The sequence below is a fragment of the Agrobacterium sp. NPDC089420 genome, assembly GCF_044900305.1.
Classification (GTDB): domain Bacteria; phylum Pseudomonadota; class Alphaproteobacteria; order Rhizobiales; family Rhizobiaceae; genus Agrobacterium.
Genome location: NZ_JBJDMY010000038.1, coordinates 1 through 17836, shown reverse-complemented (window position 1 = coordinate 17836; position 17836 = coordinate 1). Strand labels below are relative to the sequence as shown.

The following is a 17836-nucleotide window of genomic DNA, read 5'->3' as shown; positions in this document are numbered from 1 at the left end:
TGATTTATTTAGAACGAAAGTCTTCGTCGCCAGCAGCGCCGCCGCCCTCGTTCAGTGAGCGGACTTATAAATCTACCGAACCAAACAAGTCAACAGCACAAATCACAAAAAATAAGAAAATCGTCCAAATTATTGATTTTAAAAGATAGTTTGCCAACAATCGCTGAAACTGCCAGATTTCCGTGCTTTTCAGATCGAGCACCCGATGCAGCCGTGACCTACCGCTTATGAAGGGATCTCGCCTTTGCAGATCTCAGTCTGAAGAAGGACTGAAGCGAGCGACCAGAGCATGGGCACTGCCGGGATAGGAGAAGCGCACATAGGTGACGGCGCCGGAATTGCTCCAGGTCCGCCGCTCCACGACAAGACAGGCCTGCCTGTCAGAGATACCCAGCAGACGCGCGATCTCCTTCGGCGCTATTTCGGCGCTGATGCGGTGTTCGGCATTGCTCCATGGAACATGGCCGAGCAGCCAGGGGCCTGGCGCGATCTCGGTAAAGTCGGCGTCGGCGGCTTCCGGCACGGCGGCCAGATTGATGAGACGCTGCTCGACACAGAATTCCCGCACGCCGGCAAAATGGATGCAGACGATATCGAGCAGGGATGCGCCAACGGAAACATCGAGACTTGCGCGATCCTCGCTCTTTGCCACGCGTTGCGTGCATTTCAGTATCTTGAAACCGTAATCCAGACCAAGGGATTCGACCTCGGCCCTGATATCGTGAATTTCGAGAACGGCGGACTGTATCTGCGGCTGGCGAACGAAACTGCCGGATTTCTTGCGGCGCTCGATCAATCCGGCCTTGGCGAGCTGGCCCATGACCTTGTTGACGGTCATACGCGAGCAATCATAATGGGTGGCGAGGTCAACCTCGAAAGGCAGCCGGTAGCCTGGCGGCCATTCTCCCGAAACGATCCGGCCCTCGATATCGCTGAGGATAAGCTGATGCAGGGTCTGCCCGGCCGATGCTTTCGTCACGTCCGCAATGCCTTTCCGCACCTGCGCCATCCCGTCCCTGCCGAGCCAATATCAGCTATCGACAAGTTCGGCCATGACCTTGTTGAAACGATCGGATATTTCACGGTGACGAATATGCCGGCCCGCCTGCACCAGCTTCCTGCCCCGTACCCAAACGCTATCGACCCCGACGCCGCCCGCGAATACCCACTGGTCGAGAATCTGCGGGGTCGGAAGATAGGAGAGAGTGGAGATATCAAGCGCAACAAAATCGGCACTTTTTCCCTTTTCCACCCCAGTTCCCGCGGCCAGCGCCTTGCCGCCGCCTTCGAGCGCCTGCCGGAAAAGTTTCTCGCCCGTCGAGTGGCCGGCATCGGCAATGACGTTGCGCGCCCTTTGCGAGAGACGCTGGGAATATTCGAGCGTTCGTAATTCTTCCGGCACGGAAATGAGAATGTTGGAATCGGAGCCGACGCCGTAATGGCCGCCTTCGGCGATGAAAGCCGGAGCGGGGAAGATGCCATCGCCGAGATTGGCCTCGGTGATGGGGCAAAGGCCCGCGACGGCGCCGCTCCTTGCCATACGGCGCGTTTCCGTCTCCGTCATATGTGTTGCATGGATAAGGCACCAGCGATCATCGACCGGTGCATTCGCCAGAAGCCACTCAACCGGCCGCGCCCCCGAAAAAGCAAGCGAATCCTCCACTTCCTTTGTCTGTTCGGCCACGTGAATATGGATCGGCCCGCCCTTTGCCAGCGGCTCGATGGCCGCCAGCTCTTCGCCGGTCACGGCGCGCAGACTGTGCGGCGCGATGCCCAGAACGGCACCCGGCAGGGATTTGACGACCGCCTGCGCGCCCTGCATCAGCCTTTCATAACTGTCGAGTGAATGGATGAACCGTTTCTGCCCTTCGATCGGCGGCTGACCGCCAAAACCGGAATGCGCGTAAAACACGGGCAGCAATGTCAGACCGATACCGGTTTGTGCGGCAGCCGCGCCGATGCGTTCGGCCATTTCGGCGATATTGCCGTAATGCGAACCATCCCTGTCATGGTGCAGATAATGAAATTCGCCGACCCGCCCGAAACCGGCCTCCAGCATTTCCATATAAAGCCGGGCGGCAACCGCCTCAACGTGATCCGGCGTCATGGAAAGCGCGAACTTATACATCACCGTGCGCCAGCTCCAGAAACTGTCGTCACCGCGACCGCGAATTTCGGCAAGCCCGGCCATCGCCCGCTGAAAGGCGTGGCTGTGGAGATTGGCCAAGGCTGGAACGATAACGGCATGGCACTCATCCTGCGGCTGCGCGGGGACACCGGTTTCGACGGATGAGATAACGCCATTGTCGCAATGAATGCGAACGTCCCGCGCCCATCCGTCGGCCAGAAGCGCTGCGCCCGCGTGAATTGCCGTCATGCCACCCTCTCCTTTTGGTTCTGTCGGGCAAGCCATTTCAAACGCGAAATTGCAGCTTGCCAAGCCGATTATTATGTATATACATTTAACCCATAAAGGAAAGGCGAAAAGCAAATGCCAGGGAACAAATCTGCAAAGGGGACGGCAGCGGGAGGGACCACGACATTGTGGCGCAATGCCCGGCTGGCAACTTTCGATCCATCCATGGACGGCATCGGCACCGTCGAAAACGCCGCCATCGCCGTGCGGGGCGGCCGCATTGCCTTTGCCGGCCCTGAAAGCGATCTGCCTGCTGATCTGGCGACAGCCGATGCGATCACCGATTGCGGAGGGCGCTGGATCACTCCTTCCCTGATCGACTGCCATACTCATCTCGTCTTCGGCGGCAACCGGGCGATGGAATTCGAGATGCGGCTGAATGGCGCGACCTATGAGGAGATCGCCAAGGCCGGCGGCGGCATCGTTTCTTCGGTGCGCGATACGCGCGCCGTTCCGGAAGACGCTCTGGTGGCGCAGGCTTTGCCACGCCTCGACACGCTTCTCGCCGAGGGCGTTTCCACGGTCGAAATCAAATCCGGTTACGGTCTCGACATTGAAACCGAACTGAAAATGCTGCGCGTCGCCCGCAGGCTGCAAACGCTGCGGCCGGTGCGGATCGTCACCAGCTATCTGGCGGCGCACGCGACACCTGCGGACTATAAGGGCCGCAACACCGACTATATTGCCGAGGTTGTTCTGCCGGGTCTGGAAAAAGCCCATGCCGAGGGCTTGGCCGATGCGGTGGACGGTTTTTGTGAGGGCATCGCCTTTTCCGTGGAAGACATCACGCGCGTCTTCGAAAAGGCGCGACAGCTCGGCCTTCCCGTCAAGCTGCATGCCGAACAGCTTTCCAATCTTGGCGGGGCGGCCCTTGCAGCATCCTATGGCGGGCTTTCCGCCGATCATCTGGAATATCTGGATGAGGCAGGCGCAAAGGCGCTGGCCGCCGCCGAAACCGTGGCCGTGCTTTTGCCCGGCGCCTTTTATGCGCTGCGGGAAAAACAGCTGCCGCCGGTTCAGATTCTGCGCGATGCGGGCGCGACGATCGCGCTGGCGACGGATTGCAATCCCGGCACTTCGCCGCTCACTTCGCTGCTTCTGACCATGAACATGGGCGCCACGCTGTTCCGCATGACGGTGGAAGAGTGCCTGACGGCGACGACACGCAACGCGGCAAGGGCGCTTGGCCTGCTTGCGGAAACCGGCACGCTGGAAGCCGGGAAATCCGCCGATTTCGCCATCTGGGATATCGAGCGCCCGGCCGAACTGGTCTACCGCATCGGTTTCAATCCGCTCCATGCCCGTATTTTCAAGGGACAGAAGGTTTCTCCATGACCATGAAGATCATCACGCTTCATCCCGGCAAGGTGAGCCTTGCCGATCTTGCCACCATCTACTGGAACAATGGCGCAGCGACGCTCGATAGCTCTTTTGATGCGGGTATAGAGAAGGCTGCGGCGCGCATAGCGGAGATCGCCGCCGGCAATGCGCCTGTCTATGGTATCAATACCGGTTTCGGCAAACTCGCCTCCATCAAGATCGATGCGGCCGATGTGGCGACGCTGCAGCGCAATCTCATCCTGTCGCATTGCTGCGGCGTGGGCGCTCCGCTTCCTGAAAATGTCGTGCGGCTGATCATGGCGCTGAAACTGGTTTCGCTCGGCCGCGGCGCGTCCGGTGTCCGGCTGGAACTGGTTCGGCTGATCGAAGCCATGCTGGAAAAGGGCGTCGTTCCAGTCATCCCCGAAAAGGGTTCGGTCGGTGCTTCCGGCGATCTTGCACCGCTTGCCCACATGGCCGCCGTGATGATGGGCGAAGGCGAGGCCTTTTATCAGGGTTTGCTTCTGCCCGCCGGCGAGGCGCTGGCGAAAGCCGGGCTGACCCCAGTGGTTCTCGCCGCCAAGGAGGGGCTGGCGCTGATCAACGGAACGCAGACCTCGACGGCGCTGGCGCTGGCCGGCCTTTTCCGCGCCCATCGCGCCGCCCAAGCGGCGCTGGTTACCGGCGCGCTTTCCACCGATGCCGCCATGGGCTCATCCGCGCCCTTCCATCCCGATATTCACAGCCTGCGCGGTCACCGGGGCCAGATCGACGCCGGGGCAGCCTTGCGCCGGCTGCTCGAAGGTTCGGAAATCCGGGTCAGCCATATCGAAGGCGACGAGCGGGTGCAGGACCCCTATTGCATCCGTTGCCAGCCGCAGGTGGATGGCGCCTGCCTCGACCTGCTGCGGCAGGTGGCCTGCACGCTGGAAATCGAAGCCAACGCCGTGACGGACAATCCGTTGGTGCTTTCTGATAATTCCGTCGTCTCCGGCGGCAATTTCCATGCCGAACCGGTAGCCTTTGCCGCCGATCAGACGGCACTTGCCATTTGCGAAATCGGCGCGATCGCCCAGCGCCGCGTGGCGCTGCTGGTCGATCCGGCGCTTTCCTACGGCCTGCCCGCCTTTCTGTCCAAAAAACCGGGCCTGAATTCCGGCCTGATGATCGCCGAAGTCACCTCCGCTGCACTGATGAGCGAAAACAAACAGATGGCGCATCCGGCCTCGGTCGATTCGACGCCAACCTCCGCCAATCAGGAAGACCATGTCTCCATGGCCTGCCACGGCGCAAGGCGCCTGCTGCCGATGACGGACAATCTCTTCGCCATCCTCGGCATCGAGGCGCTTTCGGCCGTTCAGGGCGTGGAGTTGCGCGGGCCGCTGAAAACCAGCCCCGAACTGCAAAAGGCGGTTGCCGTGCTGCGTGCGGCGGTCCCTTCGCTGGAAGAGGACCGTTATATGGCGCCGGATTTGAAGGCAGCAGCGGAGCTGATCGCTTCCGGCGCGCTGGTCGCGGCGATTTCGGGCGGCATCCTGCCGAAGCTGGAGGTTTGAGATGATGGACGTGTTTTTCTCCTCCAACGGCGCTTGTGCAGCGGCGGTTAACCTCACGGCAGAGGGATGCAATCGATGAACACGCCCTTTTCCCTTCACCGGGGCACCTCGCCCATCATTCTCGGCCTGCCTCATACCGGTACGGATGTGCCGGCGCAGGTTTGGGATCGTCTCAACGACAACGGGAAGATTCTCGCCGATACGGATTGGCATATCCATGAGCTTTATGCCGGCCTTCTCGACAATGCGACAACCGTGCGGGCAACGTTCCACCGCTACGTGATCGATGCAAACCGCGATCCCTCCGGAACCAGCCTTTATCCCGGCCAGAACACGACCAGCCTTATCCCGGAAACGGACTTCGACGGAAAGGCCATCTGGAAAGAGGGGGCGGAGCCGAACGAAGCCGACATCGCCTATCGCCTCGAAAACTTCCACGCGCCTTATCACGCAGCCCTTGCGGCGGAAATTGAACGGGTGAAATCCATTCATGGCATCGCCATTCTCTATGATTGCCATTCGATCCGCTCACATATCCCTTTCCTGTTCGAGGGCAAGCTGCCGGATTTCAACATCGGCACAGATATGGGCAAGACCTGCGATCCGGCGATCGAGAAAATCGCGGTCGACGCGACCGCCGCCGCACAGGGTTATGACAGCATTCTGAACGGCCGCTTCAAAGGCGGCTGGACGACGCGCCATTACGGCCAGCCGGAAAAAGGCGTGCACGCCATTCAGATGGAGCTGGCGCAGTCCACCCATCTTCAAACTGAGACACCGCCTTTTGCCTTTGACCCGGGCAAAGCCGAGCGGCTTCGCTCTCATCTCAAAACCATTCTCACGCGCATGGAAAAATTTGCGCTCGACACGAAACGATAAGGGGAAAGCACATGAACAATCCACGCCATAATATTCGTGACGTCCGCGCACCGCAGGGCATTGAGCTGAACGCCAAAAGCTGGATGACCGAAGCACCGCTGCGCATGCTGATGAACAATCTCGACCCGGATGTGGCCGAGCGCCCGCATGAGCTGGTGGTTTACGGCGGCATCGGCCGCGCCGCCCGCACCTGGGATGATTTTGACCGTATCGTTGCGACGCTGAAGGATCTGAACGAGGATGAAACCCTCATCGTGCAGTCCGGCAAGCCGGTCGGCGTGTTCCGTACCCACAAGGATGCGCCCCGCGTCCTGATCGCCAATTCCAATCTGGTGCCGCATTGGGCGAACTGGGATCATTTCAACGAGCTGGATAAGAAGGGCCTGGCAATGTACGGCCAGATGACGGCCGGCTCCTGGATCTATATCGGCACGCAGGGTATTGTGCAGGGCACCTATGAAACCTTCGTCGAGGCCGGCCGCCAGCACTATGACGGCAACCTGAAGGGCAAATGGATCCTGACCGGCGGTCTTGGCGGCATGGGCGGCGCACAGCCGCTGGCAGCCGTCATGGCCGGCGCCTGCTGCCTCGCCGTCGAATGCGACGAGACCCGCGTCGATTTCCGCCTGCGTACCCGTTATGTCGATGCGAAGGCCAAGACGCTGGATGAGGCCCTGGCCTTGATCGACCAGTGGACCAAGGCGGGCGAAGCAAAATCCGTCGGCCTGATCGGCAATGCGGCCGAGATTTTCCCGGAACTGGTCCGTCGTGGCGTTCGTCCCGATATTGTTACCGACCAGACCTCGGCGCACGATCCGGTCCACGGTTATCTTCCGGCGGGATGGACCGTCGCGGAATGGCGCGCCAAGCAGGAAAGCGACCCGAAGGCCGTCGCCGCCGCTGCGCGCGCCTCGATGAAGGTGCATGTTCAGGCCATGGTCGATTTCTGGAATGCCGGCGTTCCGACGCTCGATTACGGCAACAATATCCGCCAGGTCGCCAAGGATGAGGGGCTGGAAAATGCCTTCGCCTTCCCCGGTTTCGTGCCGGCCTATATCCGCCCGCTATTCTGCCGCGGCATCGGCCCGTTCCGCTGGGCTGCCCTGTCAGGTGATCCGGAAGACATCTACAAGACCGACGCCAAGGTGAAAGAACTGCTGCCGGACAACAAGCATCTGCATCATTGGCTCGACATGGCGCGTGAACGCATCGCCTTTCAGGGCCTGCCGGCGCGTATCTGCTGGGTCGGGCTTGGCGATCGCCATCGCCTCGGACTTGCCTTTAACGAGATGGTGAAGAATGGCGAGTTGAAAGCGCCGATCGTCATCGGCCGCGACCATCTCGACAGCGGCTCCGTCGCATCGCCCAACCGCGAAACGGAAGCCATGAAGGACGGTTCCGACGCCGTTTCCGACTGGCCGCTCCTGAATGCATTGCTCAACACGGCCTCGGGCGCAACCTGGGTTTCGCTGCATCACGGCGGCGGCGTCGGCATGGGCTTCTCGCAGCATTCGGGCATGGTCATCTGCGCCGACGGCACCGATGACGCCGCCCGCCGGCTGGAGCGCGTACTCTGGAACGACCCGGCAACCGGCGTGATGCGCCATGCCGATGCGGGATACGAGATCGCGGTGGAATGCGCGAAGGAACAGGGCCTGCGCCTGCCCGGCATTCTCGGCAATTGACCTCGCATGGCCGGAAATACGCATACGTGTTTTCGGCCGGCATCTCCCGGGAGAAACGTCATGACCCTGTTGCGCGCAAGCGGTTACAAACACATGCCCTGGAAAAACGGCGGCGGTGAAACGGTGGAAATCGCCGTCTTCCCGCCGGAGGCTTCCGTGAATGATTTCGACTGGCGCGTCAGCATGGCGACAGTTGCGAGCAACGGACCGTTTTCGATCTTTCCCGGCATAGACCGCACCTTGTCCATCCTTCGAGGAAACGGCATGGCGCTTGCGATCGCGGGCGGTGATCCGCTGCTGCTGACCGCGCAAAGCCTGCCCCTGCCCTTTCCGGCCGATGTTCCGGTAGATGCCACCCTGCCCGCCGGCCCGATCACCGATCTGAACGTCATGACCCGCCGTTCGACTTTTCGTCATGCCGTACAAAGAAAATCCGGTCCGTTTTCGGGACAAACAGCGGCAGACACGACGCTTGTCCTGGCTCTCGACCCGCTGACGATCTCGACCGCGAACGGCAGAGAGCAGCTGGATAGGCTGGACGGGCTGCTGATCGCGGGCGGTTTGTCATTCGCCATAGAAGCTAGTCAAACCGACAGCGCATTTTTCCTGATCACGTTCGAGCGCATTTAAAACACGCGCACGCAAAGGACATCGCGGTTTCTCTGTGGGAAATGCGCAGATCGCCGCCCGCTCAATCCAGAGCGAGCGGATCGGGCACCCGCGGCCAAAGCTCAAGGCTCGCCTTACGGTAGGGCGTTTTTGCCGGATCCGTCGGATAGGATGTCGGCGCCGCTATATAAACGATCTCGGAGGCGACCGGCGCGAACCCGGCATGGAAATGGTTCGTCGACTTGACCAGCAATATATCCTTTTTCGTGAAATCAATGCCGAGATTGGAAAAGATATCCGGCTCATAAGTTTGCGTCCGGCTGGTGATGAGGATGATATCGATCTGCGTGCCGAGCGGCCGGACCACCGCGGCGCGACCCAGTGTGACGCGGCTGTTGCGAAAACTCTGCCAGCCGGTTTCGGCCGTGCGCATCACCCTTATCCGAAAGTCGAGCGGCTCACCGCCCTCCGGGCTCGATTTGCCGCCGATGCGCAGGTCGATCTCGGCCCCCTCGCCCGCCGCGTGGCAGAATGACACGGCAATGGGATCCCAGATCGTCGCGACGCCGATATTGTCCATGCCGCGCTCCACCATGCGCCGCAGAATATGGGTGGCGTCGCCTGCGACCCCACCACCCGGATTGTCCCATATGTCCGACACAACGACCGGCCTGTCGGCATTATCGCTGCGAATGCCAAGAACCCGGTCGAGACCGGATTCCGTCTCCAGCATCGGCATCGCCGTCAATTTGCGCATGGCGTAAAGCTCATGGCCGAGTTTTTTGGCCAGCGCATCCCCCTTGGCCTTGTCCCCATCCGTCACGACCACGATACGTGTCCCCATGTCCGGCACATCGCCCGCCATGAAACCGTGAATGACGGAAATCGACAGGATACCATCCTTGCCCTCCATCGCCTTCAGCCGATCGACATAAGAACGCATGGGCTCCCGGCTAGTCGGGTAGATGGTGATCATCCGGCAATCGAAAGTCGAGATCACCGGCCGGATGTCGCCGCGCAGGGCGCGAAGCGCCAGTTCAACCACATGCTCGCCGCGCTCTTCGAAGTCCGTATGCGGAAATTCCAGGAACGTTGCCATGAGATCGAGATTTTCGACCCGCAGCGCCGTCAGATGGCTGTGGGGATCAAATTCCGCCGCGACCAGCACATCCGGCCCGACCATCTGACGGACTCGCGACAAAAAATCCCCTTCCGGATCATCGTAACCCTGCGCCACCATTGCACCATGCAGGCCAAGCACAACCGCATCGACCGGCAATGCGGCGCGAAGTTCGGCAAGGATGGTATCGCGCAGCGTTTCATAGGTTTGCCGCTGGATAAGACCGGCGGGCTCTGCCCAGCAGGAGGTGCCTTCAATCACCGTGAAGCCTTCCCACTTCCCGCGGCGTCGCAAGATCGGTACCGGGGAGGAGCAAAGCGTCGGCGTCTCCGGGTGCTCGCCCGGCCCGGCATAAAAGGCCGCACGGAAGGCATCCATATCCGTCGGGACGGGAGAAAACGTATTGGTTTCGGTGGCGAGCGATGCCGTGAATATGCGCATTTTTAAATCTCGTTGCCGGAACTGCCCTTCGGCAGCGTCCATTCCCATATATTAATTAGCCGGGTAATATTACCAGACAGTACCGCGTGCCGCGACCGTCTCCACCCGGGTGACGAGGCCGTCTTTGTGAAACACCATCCTGTCGAAAAGGTTGCTGACGACGCAGGTATGGTTCGGCACAACCCTGATCACTTCACCGATCTCAGGTTTGCCCAAGACGCAGCCGGACAGATCCACGACCGCATGTTCTTCCGAAAGCGAAATGATCTTTGCGCCTTCATACCCTTCAATCAGCCCATAATCGCTGAAGCCCAGCAGATCGGAGGTCAAGGCCTTGGATCCGCAATCGAGCACGGCCCGCTCGGCCGTCGGTCTTGAGACAACGGTCGCGAGGACATGCATGGCAAGATCACCGGCGGTACAATGTCCGGCGCGCAGCATTGCCCGGTCATTATAGACATAGGTGCCGGCTCGATGTTCGGTGGCGGAAGGCACGAGGTGCGCAGCGTAAAAATCAGGTGAACCGCCGCTGGAGCGGACCGGGCAGGCAATGCCTTTTTCCGCAAGCAGAACCATGGTTTGACGAATAAAGCTCTCCACTTTTTCGGCACCGCCCGGTGCCGGATAGGTCAAAATGCCCTTGAAGGCTAGGCCGGACGCCGCAACGATGTGTTCGGCAAGCGCCAAGGCGGCTGCCGGCGTCTGTACCCCGCAACGTTTTCCGCCGGTGTCGCATTCGACCAGCACGGCAAGCGGCCGGTTCGCGTCGAATGTGCCGGCGAGGCCGGCAATCGTCTCGGCGCTGTCGGCGACAACGCTCAAGCGGCCGATCCGCGCGTTCAACGCTTTCAATCGCGACAGCTTTGCGGCGCCGAGAATATTGTAGGTGATCAGGATGTCGTCAAAACCGGCATCCGCGAAAATTTCCGCTTCGCTGACCTTCTGGCAATTGATGCCGATGGCGCCTGCCTGCAGCTGCTGTCTGGCAATCGCCGGTATCTTGTGCGTCTTGATATGCGGCCGGAACGCCTTGCCATGGCCATCGAGATAGGATTGTGCCCTGAGAATATTGGCAGCAAGCCGGTCCTCGTCGATCACCGGCATGGGGGTCGAAATCGCTTCAAGGGGTGTGCCGCGGTCGGGCCATGGATAGGTCATCTTCTACTCTCAAAATCGGCGAACTGGGCTTCAGGCCAGCGGCTTATAGGCAATAACGTCCATTTCCACCTTGGCATCCACCATCAGGGGGGATTGCACGGTGGAACGTGCCGGTGGATGATCGAGGAAATGTTTCTGGAAAACGGCGTTGAAACTCGAAAAATCCCGGGCGTCGTCCAGCCAGACATTGACCTTCACCACATCGGCAAGGGTGCAATCGGCAAGCGCCAGAACGTCCTTGATATTGGCCACGACCTGCTCGGTCTGGGCGGCAATGCCGCCTGTCACCACTTCGCCATCAACGGTCGGAACCTGCCCCGACACGTAAACAAAATCCCCTGCCCGAACGGCCTTGGCAAAGGGCCGACGCTGGCCACCCGCCTGGCTATCAGCCGTCTCGAACCTCACCAATTTCTGTCTTTCCATCGAAACCTCGCAAATAATTTTCATCATTTTTCAGTTTTTCGGGATTTATAGCCGGTTATTGGTCGATATTCCACTGGAGATGTAAATAATTTAGCAATCTAACATATTTCGGTGTCTGCGAGCTGCGCCAGAGTGTTAGCGCGAGACCATCCCGCGGGGCTGACCAGCGACGCCAAACGGTCCGTCATCGTTCCACATTCCATGCAAGCTTGTTTTGATGTCTTTTGTCCATGACGCCGGCGACGGTCTTCAACCCGGCGCTTCCTGCCACGAAATCAACGGATCGACCCTTACGGCTCGACCCTGCGATCGAAAGAAGTTTGCCGCGGCTAACTTCAAGAACAGGACACCGCCAACGCCGTCGGTTCTTCCCATCGCTCCACAGCCGATCAACTCAACCTTGAACGGAAATTCTGCTGTCAGGCGCCATCCTGTCCGCAATGATCTGCGCGATATTCCGCGCCTGTACCCGAATATCAGGAACGGCGGTGATTTCCCAGAAACGACCCGCCGTGAGTGCCCCGGCGGCGAAGAGGCCGGGCCAGACCTGCCCATCCGCCCGCAGAAGGCGGGACTGACCGTCGACCTCGACACCGAGGCCAAGAGTATCGAGGAGAAGAACGCCATCGGATTTCATCGTTTCAAGAAGACGGGAATGACCGATGCCAGCTCGCTCCATACCGGTACAATTGACGACCCAGTCCACCTGCAGCTCTCGCATTGTCTGCGTATGGCGGCGTCGATATTGAACGGCGACCCCATCCTGCCGCTCCTCGATGGAACGAAGATAACCCGCATGGATCTGCAGTACACCGTCCGCCAGCAGCCTTTCAAACGCCGCATGCACTTCGGGCGCGATCCGGTGCCGATGAATATTCCACCATGGCAAGGCATGCCGAAGAAACCTGCTGCGCTGCGCCGGGGTAAGGCTTTGCCAAAGCATTTGCGTCTTCGGCCGCAATCCATCCATCACCGTTCGCCATGGCGTCCCATCAGCCACCTGTCGGCGCAGAGATTGCAACAGCCGGCTGATCTGCATCGACCCTTCAGGCAGCTGCGGATCGACCGGCGGCAGAGGTGGGCTGACATGCGGATGCGGCACCAGGCCGCGACGGGAGAGAACATGAATGGGGCCTCGGTGGCCTTTTCCCCGCAGGGTCAAAACCTGATCGATCATCGTCAGGCCTGAACCCAGGATACAAACACGATCCCCGGCCTTCACCCTCGACAACCACCCCGGCTGCCAACAGTGGCCAATAAGGCGCTGCGATCCCTCTTGAGGTTTCGCGGCGGTTTGCACCGGCAAACTTGCCGCGCCAACCCCCAGACACAAGACGACCTGCCGTGACCGAAGTTTCTCACCATTCTCCAGGACAAACGAATAGCCGCCATCCGGATCCGGCCGGCAGGCGGACGCCTTCGCCCGAATGAAGTCCACCCTCGCCCGCTGCTCCCGGCTTCTGAGCAGGCTTGCCAGGCGATCCCGCAGATAAAGACCATAATCCCCGCGCGAGGCAAACAACAAGGGATCGTCTCCCAGACCGTTCTCCTTCAACCAGTTGAGAAAGTCATCAGGCCGGTCCGGAAAGACACTCATACGCCCGGCCGGAACATTCAGCCGGTGATAGGGCAACTCCGTACGATAGGCAGTGCCGCGCCCGAAATCGGACTCGTCGCCGACAATAGCGATCGACGCTTCCGGTGGAAGAAACGACAGAAGATGGGCGGCGATACAGATGGCCGAAAAACCCGACCCGACGAGAGCGACATCATAGGACATCCATTCCTCCAACCTGCGACAGCATCAACAGCCAGGTGATGGGCTCCGGCTTACGGATACCCTAGTCAACGAGTAGAGATTAAACAGCTGCGAAAGTCCACCCTTCACTTTCCGTCCGTCGACGCATGTGGGCAGAACGGACACACGCTCGAAGTTAGCCGCGGCTAACTCCAATCTCTGCGAATATTTCGGCTCGAGAAACAGCATCGACGGGTACGCCACCCGACAAAAAGGAAAAGTTTGCCGCGGCTAACCGCCAGACTGTCACAAAAACCAAATCTGATTCTTCCACAATGCTTTAGCGGCACTTTCGCATCCGGGAAAAAAGCCTATTGCGCCAAAAAGAGAATCGGCGCTTATATCTCAGTTGCGGAAAAAACCGCCTTTTTCGAAAAAAAACGCTACTGCAATTTCGAGCGAAAGAAGACCGATGATACAAAGTGCCGACTTAAGACGTGCTGCAGGAGCACCAGACCTGACGAGTCTTATACAACAGCATTCGGCTGCTTTGGCGGCCCAATTGCAAGCGCATAATGCAAATACATTTTCCCCGCATACCGAAAAGAGCATGCGCAATTTTTCACCCGCCGAGACGGCGCGGCTGATCGGCATCGGTGAGGCCTATCTTCGCCAGATCGCAGCGGAGCGTCCGGAGCTCGACGCGGCGCAGGCTTCCGGCCGCCGTTCCTATTCGGTCGAGGATATGCACGAGATCAGAAAGCTGCTCGATCAGGGTGCGCGCGGCACACGCCGCTACCTGCCGCATCGCCGCGACGGCGAGGAACTGCAAGTAATCGCGGTCATGAATTTCAAGGGCGGCTCGGGAAAGACCACGACATCGGCTCATCTGGCGCAATATCTCGCGCTGCGCGGTTACCGGGTTCTCGCCATCGATCTCGATCCGCAAGCCAGCCTGTCCGCGCTGTTCGGCCACCAGCCGGAAATCGATGTCGGTCCCAACGAAACGCTGTACGGCGCTATCCGCTACGACGATGAACGCCGACCCATCGCTGAAATCGTCCGTGGCACCTATATTCCCGATCTTCACATCGTGCCGGGCAATCTGGAGCTTATGGAGTTCGAACACGACACGCCCCGCGCATTGATGCGCCGCGCACCCGGTGATACGCTGTTTTTCGCCCGCATCGGCCAGGCAATCGCCCAGGCGCAAAATTTCTACGATGTCGTGGTCATCGATTGCCCGCCGCAACTGGGTTATCTGACCCTTTCTGCGCTAACGGCGGCAACCTCCGTTCTCGTCACCGTTCATCCGCAGATGCTGGATGTGATGTCCATGAACCAGTTTCTCGCCATGACCGGTGATCTTCTGGCCGAAATCGGCAGGGCCGGCGCACGGTCCGATTATAACTGGATGCGTTATCTGATCACCCGCTTCGAACCTAGCGATGGGCCGCAAAACCAGATGGTCGCCTTTCTGCGCTCCATCTTCGGTGAAAACGTCCTCAACCACCCCATGCTGAAAAGCACGGCCGTTTCGGATGCGGGACTGACCAATCAGACGCTTTTCGAAGTGGAAAGAACCCAGTTCACGCGCTCGACCTATGACCGCGCTCTGGAAGCCATGAACAATGTAAATGCTGAAATCGAAGGACTGATTAAAAAAGCGTGGGGTAGGGCAGCATGAGCAGGAAACAGATATTCGCGAATCTCGGCACACCGGCCGGCGACGGCAACGACGCTGCTCCCGAGCGCTCGCGCCCACGCATCCGACCAATTCTAGGTTCTCCTGAGTTGGTCACGGACGTCCTGAATTCACCGGTAGGCATGATTGGTCAATCGCTGAATGAGGTATCCGAACGGGCCAAACGCGCCGAAGAGATCGAAAAGCGGCTTGCAGAGGGCCTGACGATCGTTTCGCTCAATCCGGCCGATATCGACCCGTCCTTCATACCGGATCGCATGCCGGCCTCGGAAGAGGCGGATGCAGGCCTGGTTGAGGCCATTCGTGAACAGGGGCAGCAGGTTCCTATTCTGGTGCGCCCGCATCCCGATTTCCCCGGCCGTTATCAGGTCGCCTTCGGCCATCGCCGTCTGCGTGCCGTTTCAAGCCTCGGTATTCCGGTCAAGGCCGTGGTACGCGATCTCAGCGACGAACAGCTGGTTGTCGCCCAGGGGCAGGAAAACAACGAGCGGCGGGACCTCACCTATATTGAAAAGGCGCGCTTTGCCCAGAAACTGCAAATGCGGTTTGCGCGGGACACGATCATGGCGGCGATGTCGCTACACAAGGGCGATCTCTCCAACATGCTGTCGGTCGTCGGGCGTATTCCGGAGGATCTCGTCGATCTTATCGGCCCGGCGCCAAGTGTCGGTCGCCGCAACTGGATGGACCTTGCCGACCAACTGTCCTCATCGCAGGTCAAGGAAGCCGCCCGTGCCTATGTGAAGGAGCCTTCCGTTGCAGCACTTCCATCCGAAGAACGCTTCAAGTCACTTCTCGATTTTCTAAAGCCCAAGGCGCAGGCGAAAAAAACCGGCGTCTGGTCATCCGAAACCGGTGGCCGGCTGGCGAAGGTCGTCGAGAGCGACCGCAAACTGGATATCTCGATCGATAAGAACGAAGCCCCGGAATTTGCCGATTTCGTTCTCGAACATCTTCCGGCGCTGTTTGCCGAATACCGGTCCAAACAGTGATTTCTAACACGAACGACTAACAGGAGACGCATCACAAAAGAAAAAAGCCCCCGAACGTTGCCGCGCGGAAGCCTTTCTTTGATTTAAGCACCCGAAGAATCTCATTTCCGCGAATCATAGTCAAGAGTCTTGGCATCGAATTTTTCGGTGAGCGATTTTCTTTTGCCTTGTGAAAGGTGAAAGACATGGACAGCACATATGTAACGACGCCTTTTGGGCGGCGAGCGATGTCGTTTGGCGTTCTCGCAACCCAGTTTGCCGCACAAAAAAGCAAGAAAGCCGAAGCGGTCGACAAATGGAAACTTTATCGTTCGGTCTGTGAGGCCAGGCCAATGCTCGGCGTGACCGATCGTTCCCTTGCGGTCTTGAACGCACTATTGAGCTTTTATCCCAAGAACGAACTTTCCAGCGAAGCCGGACTGGTCGTTTTTCCTTCGAATACACAATTGTCGCTCAGAGCCCATGGCATGGCCGAGCAGACTTTGCGGCGGCACCTTTCGGCTCTCGTCGAAGCCGGTCTCATCATTCGCAAAGACAGCCCGAACGGAAAACGTTACGCCCGCAAACACAAAGGCGGAGAAATCAGCGAAGCTTACGGTTTTTCGCTGGCGCCGCTGCTTGCCCGCAAAGCCGAAATCGAAGACATCGCCGAACGGATTCTTCGCGAGCGTCTCGATCTGCAACGGCTTCGCGAAAATATCAGCCTTTGCCGGCGCGATATCCAGAAGCTCTGCGAGATGATTGCGGCCAATGGCCAGATCGAAACTTTCGACGCATTTCAGGCCCGCTATGCAGCGACCGTGCGTTCTCTCGGCCGCAATTCAAAGCCCGCGGAATTGAAAGAAATCGCCGGCTTTTTGGCCACGCTGCGTGCGGAAGTGACCAACTATCTGGAAAATCTTGAAAAATCGGAAAATTTGAGCGGCAATGACTGCCAGAATGAGCGCCTCATAAAGAATTCAGAATCCGAATCCATATCTGAACCGCACGATTTGCGTGATGCCGCAACCGTTGCACCAGCTGTTACCGCTCCAGCCAAACCGGCATATGTGCCAGCCACCAGGACTGCAGTTCAACCGCCACCGCCAAAACCCGTTCTTCATAAGCAATTTTTTGTTCCTGATATTGTTCTGGTTTTGAAAGCTTGCCCGGATATCTCGCTCTATGCCCCAGGAGGAGCAGTCACAGGCTGGCGGGATCTCGAAGTGGCAACATCCGTCGTCAAAACCATGTTCAACATTAGCCAATCGGCCTATCAGGATGCGCTCATCACATTCGGTCGTGAAGGAACCGCGGCCATTCTTGCCTGCCTGTTGCAAAAGGCGGATCAGATAAGCTCGCTCGGCGGATATCTGCGCAATCTGACCGGTAAGGCCAGGAACGGCGGTTTTGATGTACAGACCATGCTTCTGGCGCAGTTGCGGGGGCACAGGGATAAAATGGCGCCAGCGTAGAGGCAGAGGCTGGAAAATCGTCAATGCTTGCGGAAAAGACGGTCTGACGTTACATTAACGATGTTTCCGAAAGCACCAAGAGATTCGTGATGAAATCTGCCGGCAGAGCCTGTAGGGTGATAAGTCCTATGGTTAATGCATGGTAATGAAAACGAAGTGCGAGTTAGTTTTCATTTGCGTTTTTCCATTATTGGTTTCAATTGCTTGAGTCGCGCGTTTTTTGAGACGGAACAGTGAGGTCTGGTAAGCGGGGCTAATCTGGTGGCAATGCCAGCCCAATGGGCAAGGATGAGGCGTCAGGCGCGTGCCGCAACCATGGAAGGGAGGGGCGGAATAG

15 protein-coding genes are annotated in these 17836 nt (G+C 58.9%); 8 read left to right on the top strand and 7 right to left on the bottom strand.

All coding sequences use genetic code 11. From position 1 onward, the window contains the following. Positions 1-253: 253 nt before the first annotated feature. Entirely contained in the window at positions 254-1009 is a 756-nt protein-coding gene (hutC, locus tag ACI2KA_RS26235; RefSeq protein WP_404505377.1) for a histidine utilization repressor, read from the bottom strand. Between the two features lie 21 nt (positions 1010-1030). Continuing rightward, positions 1031-2377, bottom strand: coding sequence for a formimidoylglutamate deiminase (locus ACI2KA_RS26230; RefSeq protein WP_404505376.1), 1347 nt, complete (start codon positions 2375-2377; stop codon positions 1031-1033). A 114-nt stretch (positions 2378-2491) separates the two neighbouring features. Here ACI2KA_RS26230 and hutI point away from each other — a divergent pair, with 114 nt between their 5' ends. The 5 genes from hutI (at position 2492) to ACI2KA_RS26205 (ending at position 8486) form a co-directional block, all read left to right on the top strand. Then, a complete protein-coding gene (hutI, locus tag ACI2KA_RS26225) occupies positions 2492-3751 on the top strand; it encodes an imidazolonepropionase (protein WP_404505375.1) in 1260 nt (419 codons plus the stop codon). Beyond that, positions 3748-5292 carry a histidine ammonia-lyase gene (hutH, locus tag ACI2KA_RS26220; RefSeq protein WP_404505374.1) on the top strand — a complete coding sequence of 515 codons (1545 nt, stop codon included), beginning with the start codon at positions 3748-3750 and terminating at the stop codon, positions 5290-5292. Before hutI ends, hutH begins: the two co-directional genes overlap by 4 nt. Before the next feature lie 75 nt (positions 5293-5367). Next, positions 5368-6171, top strand: a complete 804-nt coding sequence (gene hutG, locus ACI2KA_RS26215) for an N-formylglutamate deformylase (protein WP_404505373.1) — start codon at positions 5368-5370, stop codon at positions 6169-6171. Between the two features lie 11 nt (positions 6172-6182). Beyond that, positions 6183-7856, top strand: coding sequence for a urocanate hydratase (hutU, locus tag ACI2KA_RS26210; RefSeq protein WP_404505372.1), 1674 nt, complete (start codon positions 6183-6185; stop codon positions 7854-7856). A gap of 60 nt (positions 7857-7916) precedes the next feature. Beyond that, positions 7917-8486: a HutD family protein gene (locus ACI2KA_RS26205; RefSeq protein ID WP_404505371.1), complete on the top strand. Its 570-nt coding sequence runs from the start codon at positions 7917-7919 to the stop codon at positions 8484-8486. 61 nt (positions 8487-8547) lie between these two features. Here ACI2KA_RS26205 and ACI2KA_RS26200 read toward each other — a convergent pair whose 3' ends face one another. The 4 genes from ACI2KA_RS26200 to ACI2KA_RS26185 form a co-directional block, all read right to left on the bottom strand. Next, positions 8548-10026 (bottom strand): M81 family metallopeptidase, encoded by a 1479-nt coding sequence (locus tag ACI2KA_RS26200; RefSeq protein ID WP_404505370.1) that lies wholly within the window; start codon positions 10024-10026, stop codon positions 8548-8550. Positions 10027-10095: 69 nt separating this feature from the next. Further along, a complete protein-coding gene (locus tag ACI2KA_RS26195; protein ID WP_404505369.1) occupies positions 10096-11184 on the bottom strand; it encodes a D-TA family PLP-dependent enzyme in 1089 nt (362 codons plus the stop codon). 30 nt (positions 11185-11214) lie between these two features. Next, complete coding sequence (locus tag ACI2KA_RS26190) at positions 11215-11610, bottom strand: RidA family protein (RefSeq protein WP_404505368.1); 396 nt, start codon at positions 11608-11610, stop codon at positions 11215-11217. Between the two features lie 394 nt (positions 11611-12004). Further along, entirely contained in the window at positions 12005-13390 is a 1386-nt protein-coding gene (locus ACI2KA_RS26185) for an FAD/NAD(P)-binding protein (protein ID WP_404505367.1), read from the bottom strand. A 430-nt stretch (positions 13391-13820) separates the two neighbouring features. Between ACI2KA_RS26185 and repA the strand changes: the two genes are divergently transcribed. The 3 genes from repA (at position 13821) to repC (ending at position 17499) form a co-directional block, all read left to right on the top strand. Continuing rightward, positions 13821-15035, top strand: coding sequence for a plasmid partitioning protein RepA (gene repA, locus ACI2KA_RS26180; protein ID WP_404505366.1), 1215 nt, complete (start codon positions 13821-13823; stop codon positions 15033-15035). Further along, the gene (repB, locus tag ACI2KA_RS26175; protein WP_404505365.1) at positions 15032-16045 is read left to right on the top strand and encodes a plasmid partitioning protein RepB; all 1014 of its coding nucleotides are present in this window, start codon (positions 15032-15034) and stop codon (positions 16043-16045) included. Before repA ends, repB begins: the two co-directional genes overlap by 4 nt. Positions 16046-16230: 185 nt before the next feature. Further along, on the top strand, positions 16231-17499 hold the full coding sequence (gene repC / locus ACI2KA_RS26170) for a plasmid replication protein RepC (RefSeq protein WP_404505364.1): 1269 nt from the start codon (positions 16231-16233) through the stop codon (positions 17497-17499). A 132-nt stretch (positions 17500-17631) separates the two neighbouring features. On the opposite strand, the gene ACI2KA_RS26165 is transcribed toward repC, so the two are convergent. Then, a partial coding sequence (locus tag ACI2KA_RS26165) for a hypothetical protein (RefSeq protein ID WP_404505363.1) occupies positions 17632-17836 on the bottom strand: 205 nt, incomplete at its 5' end.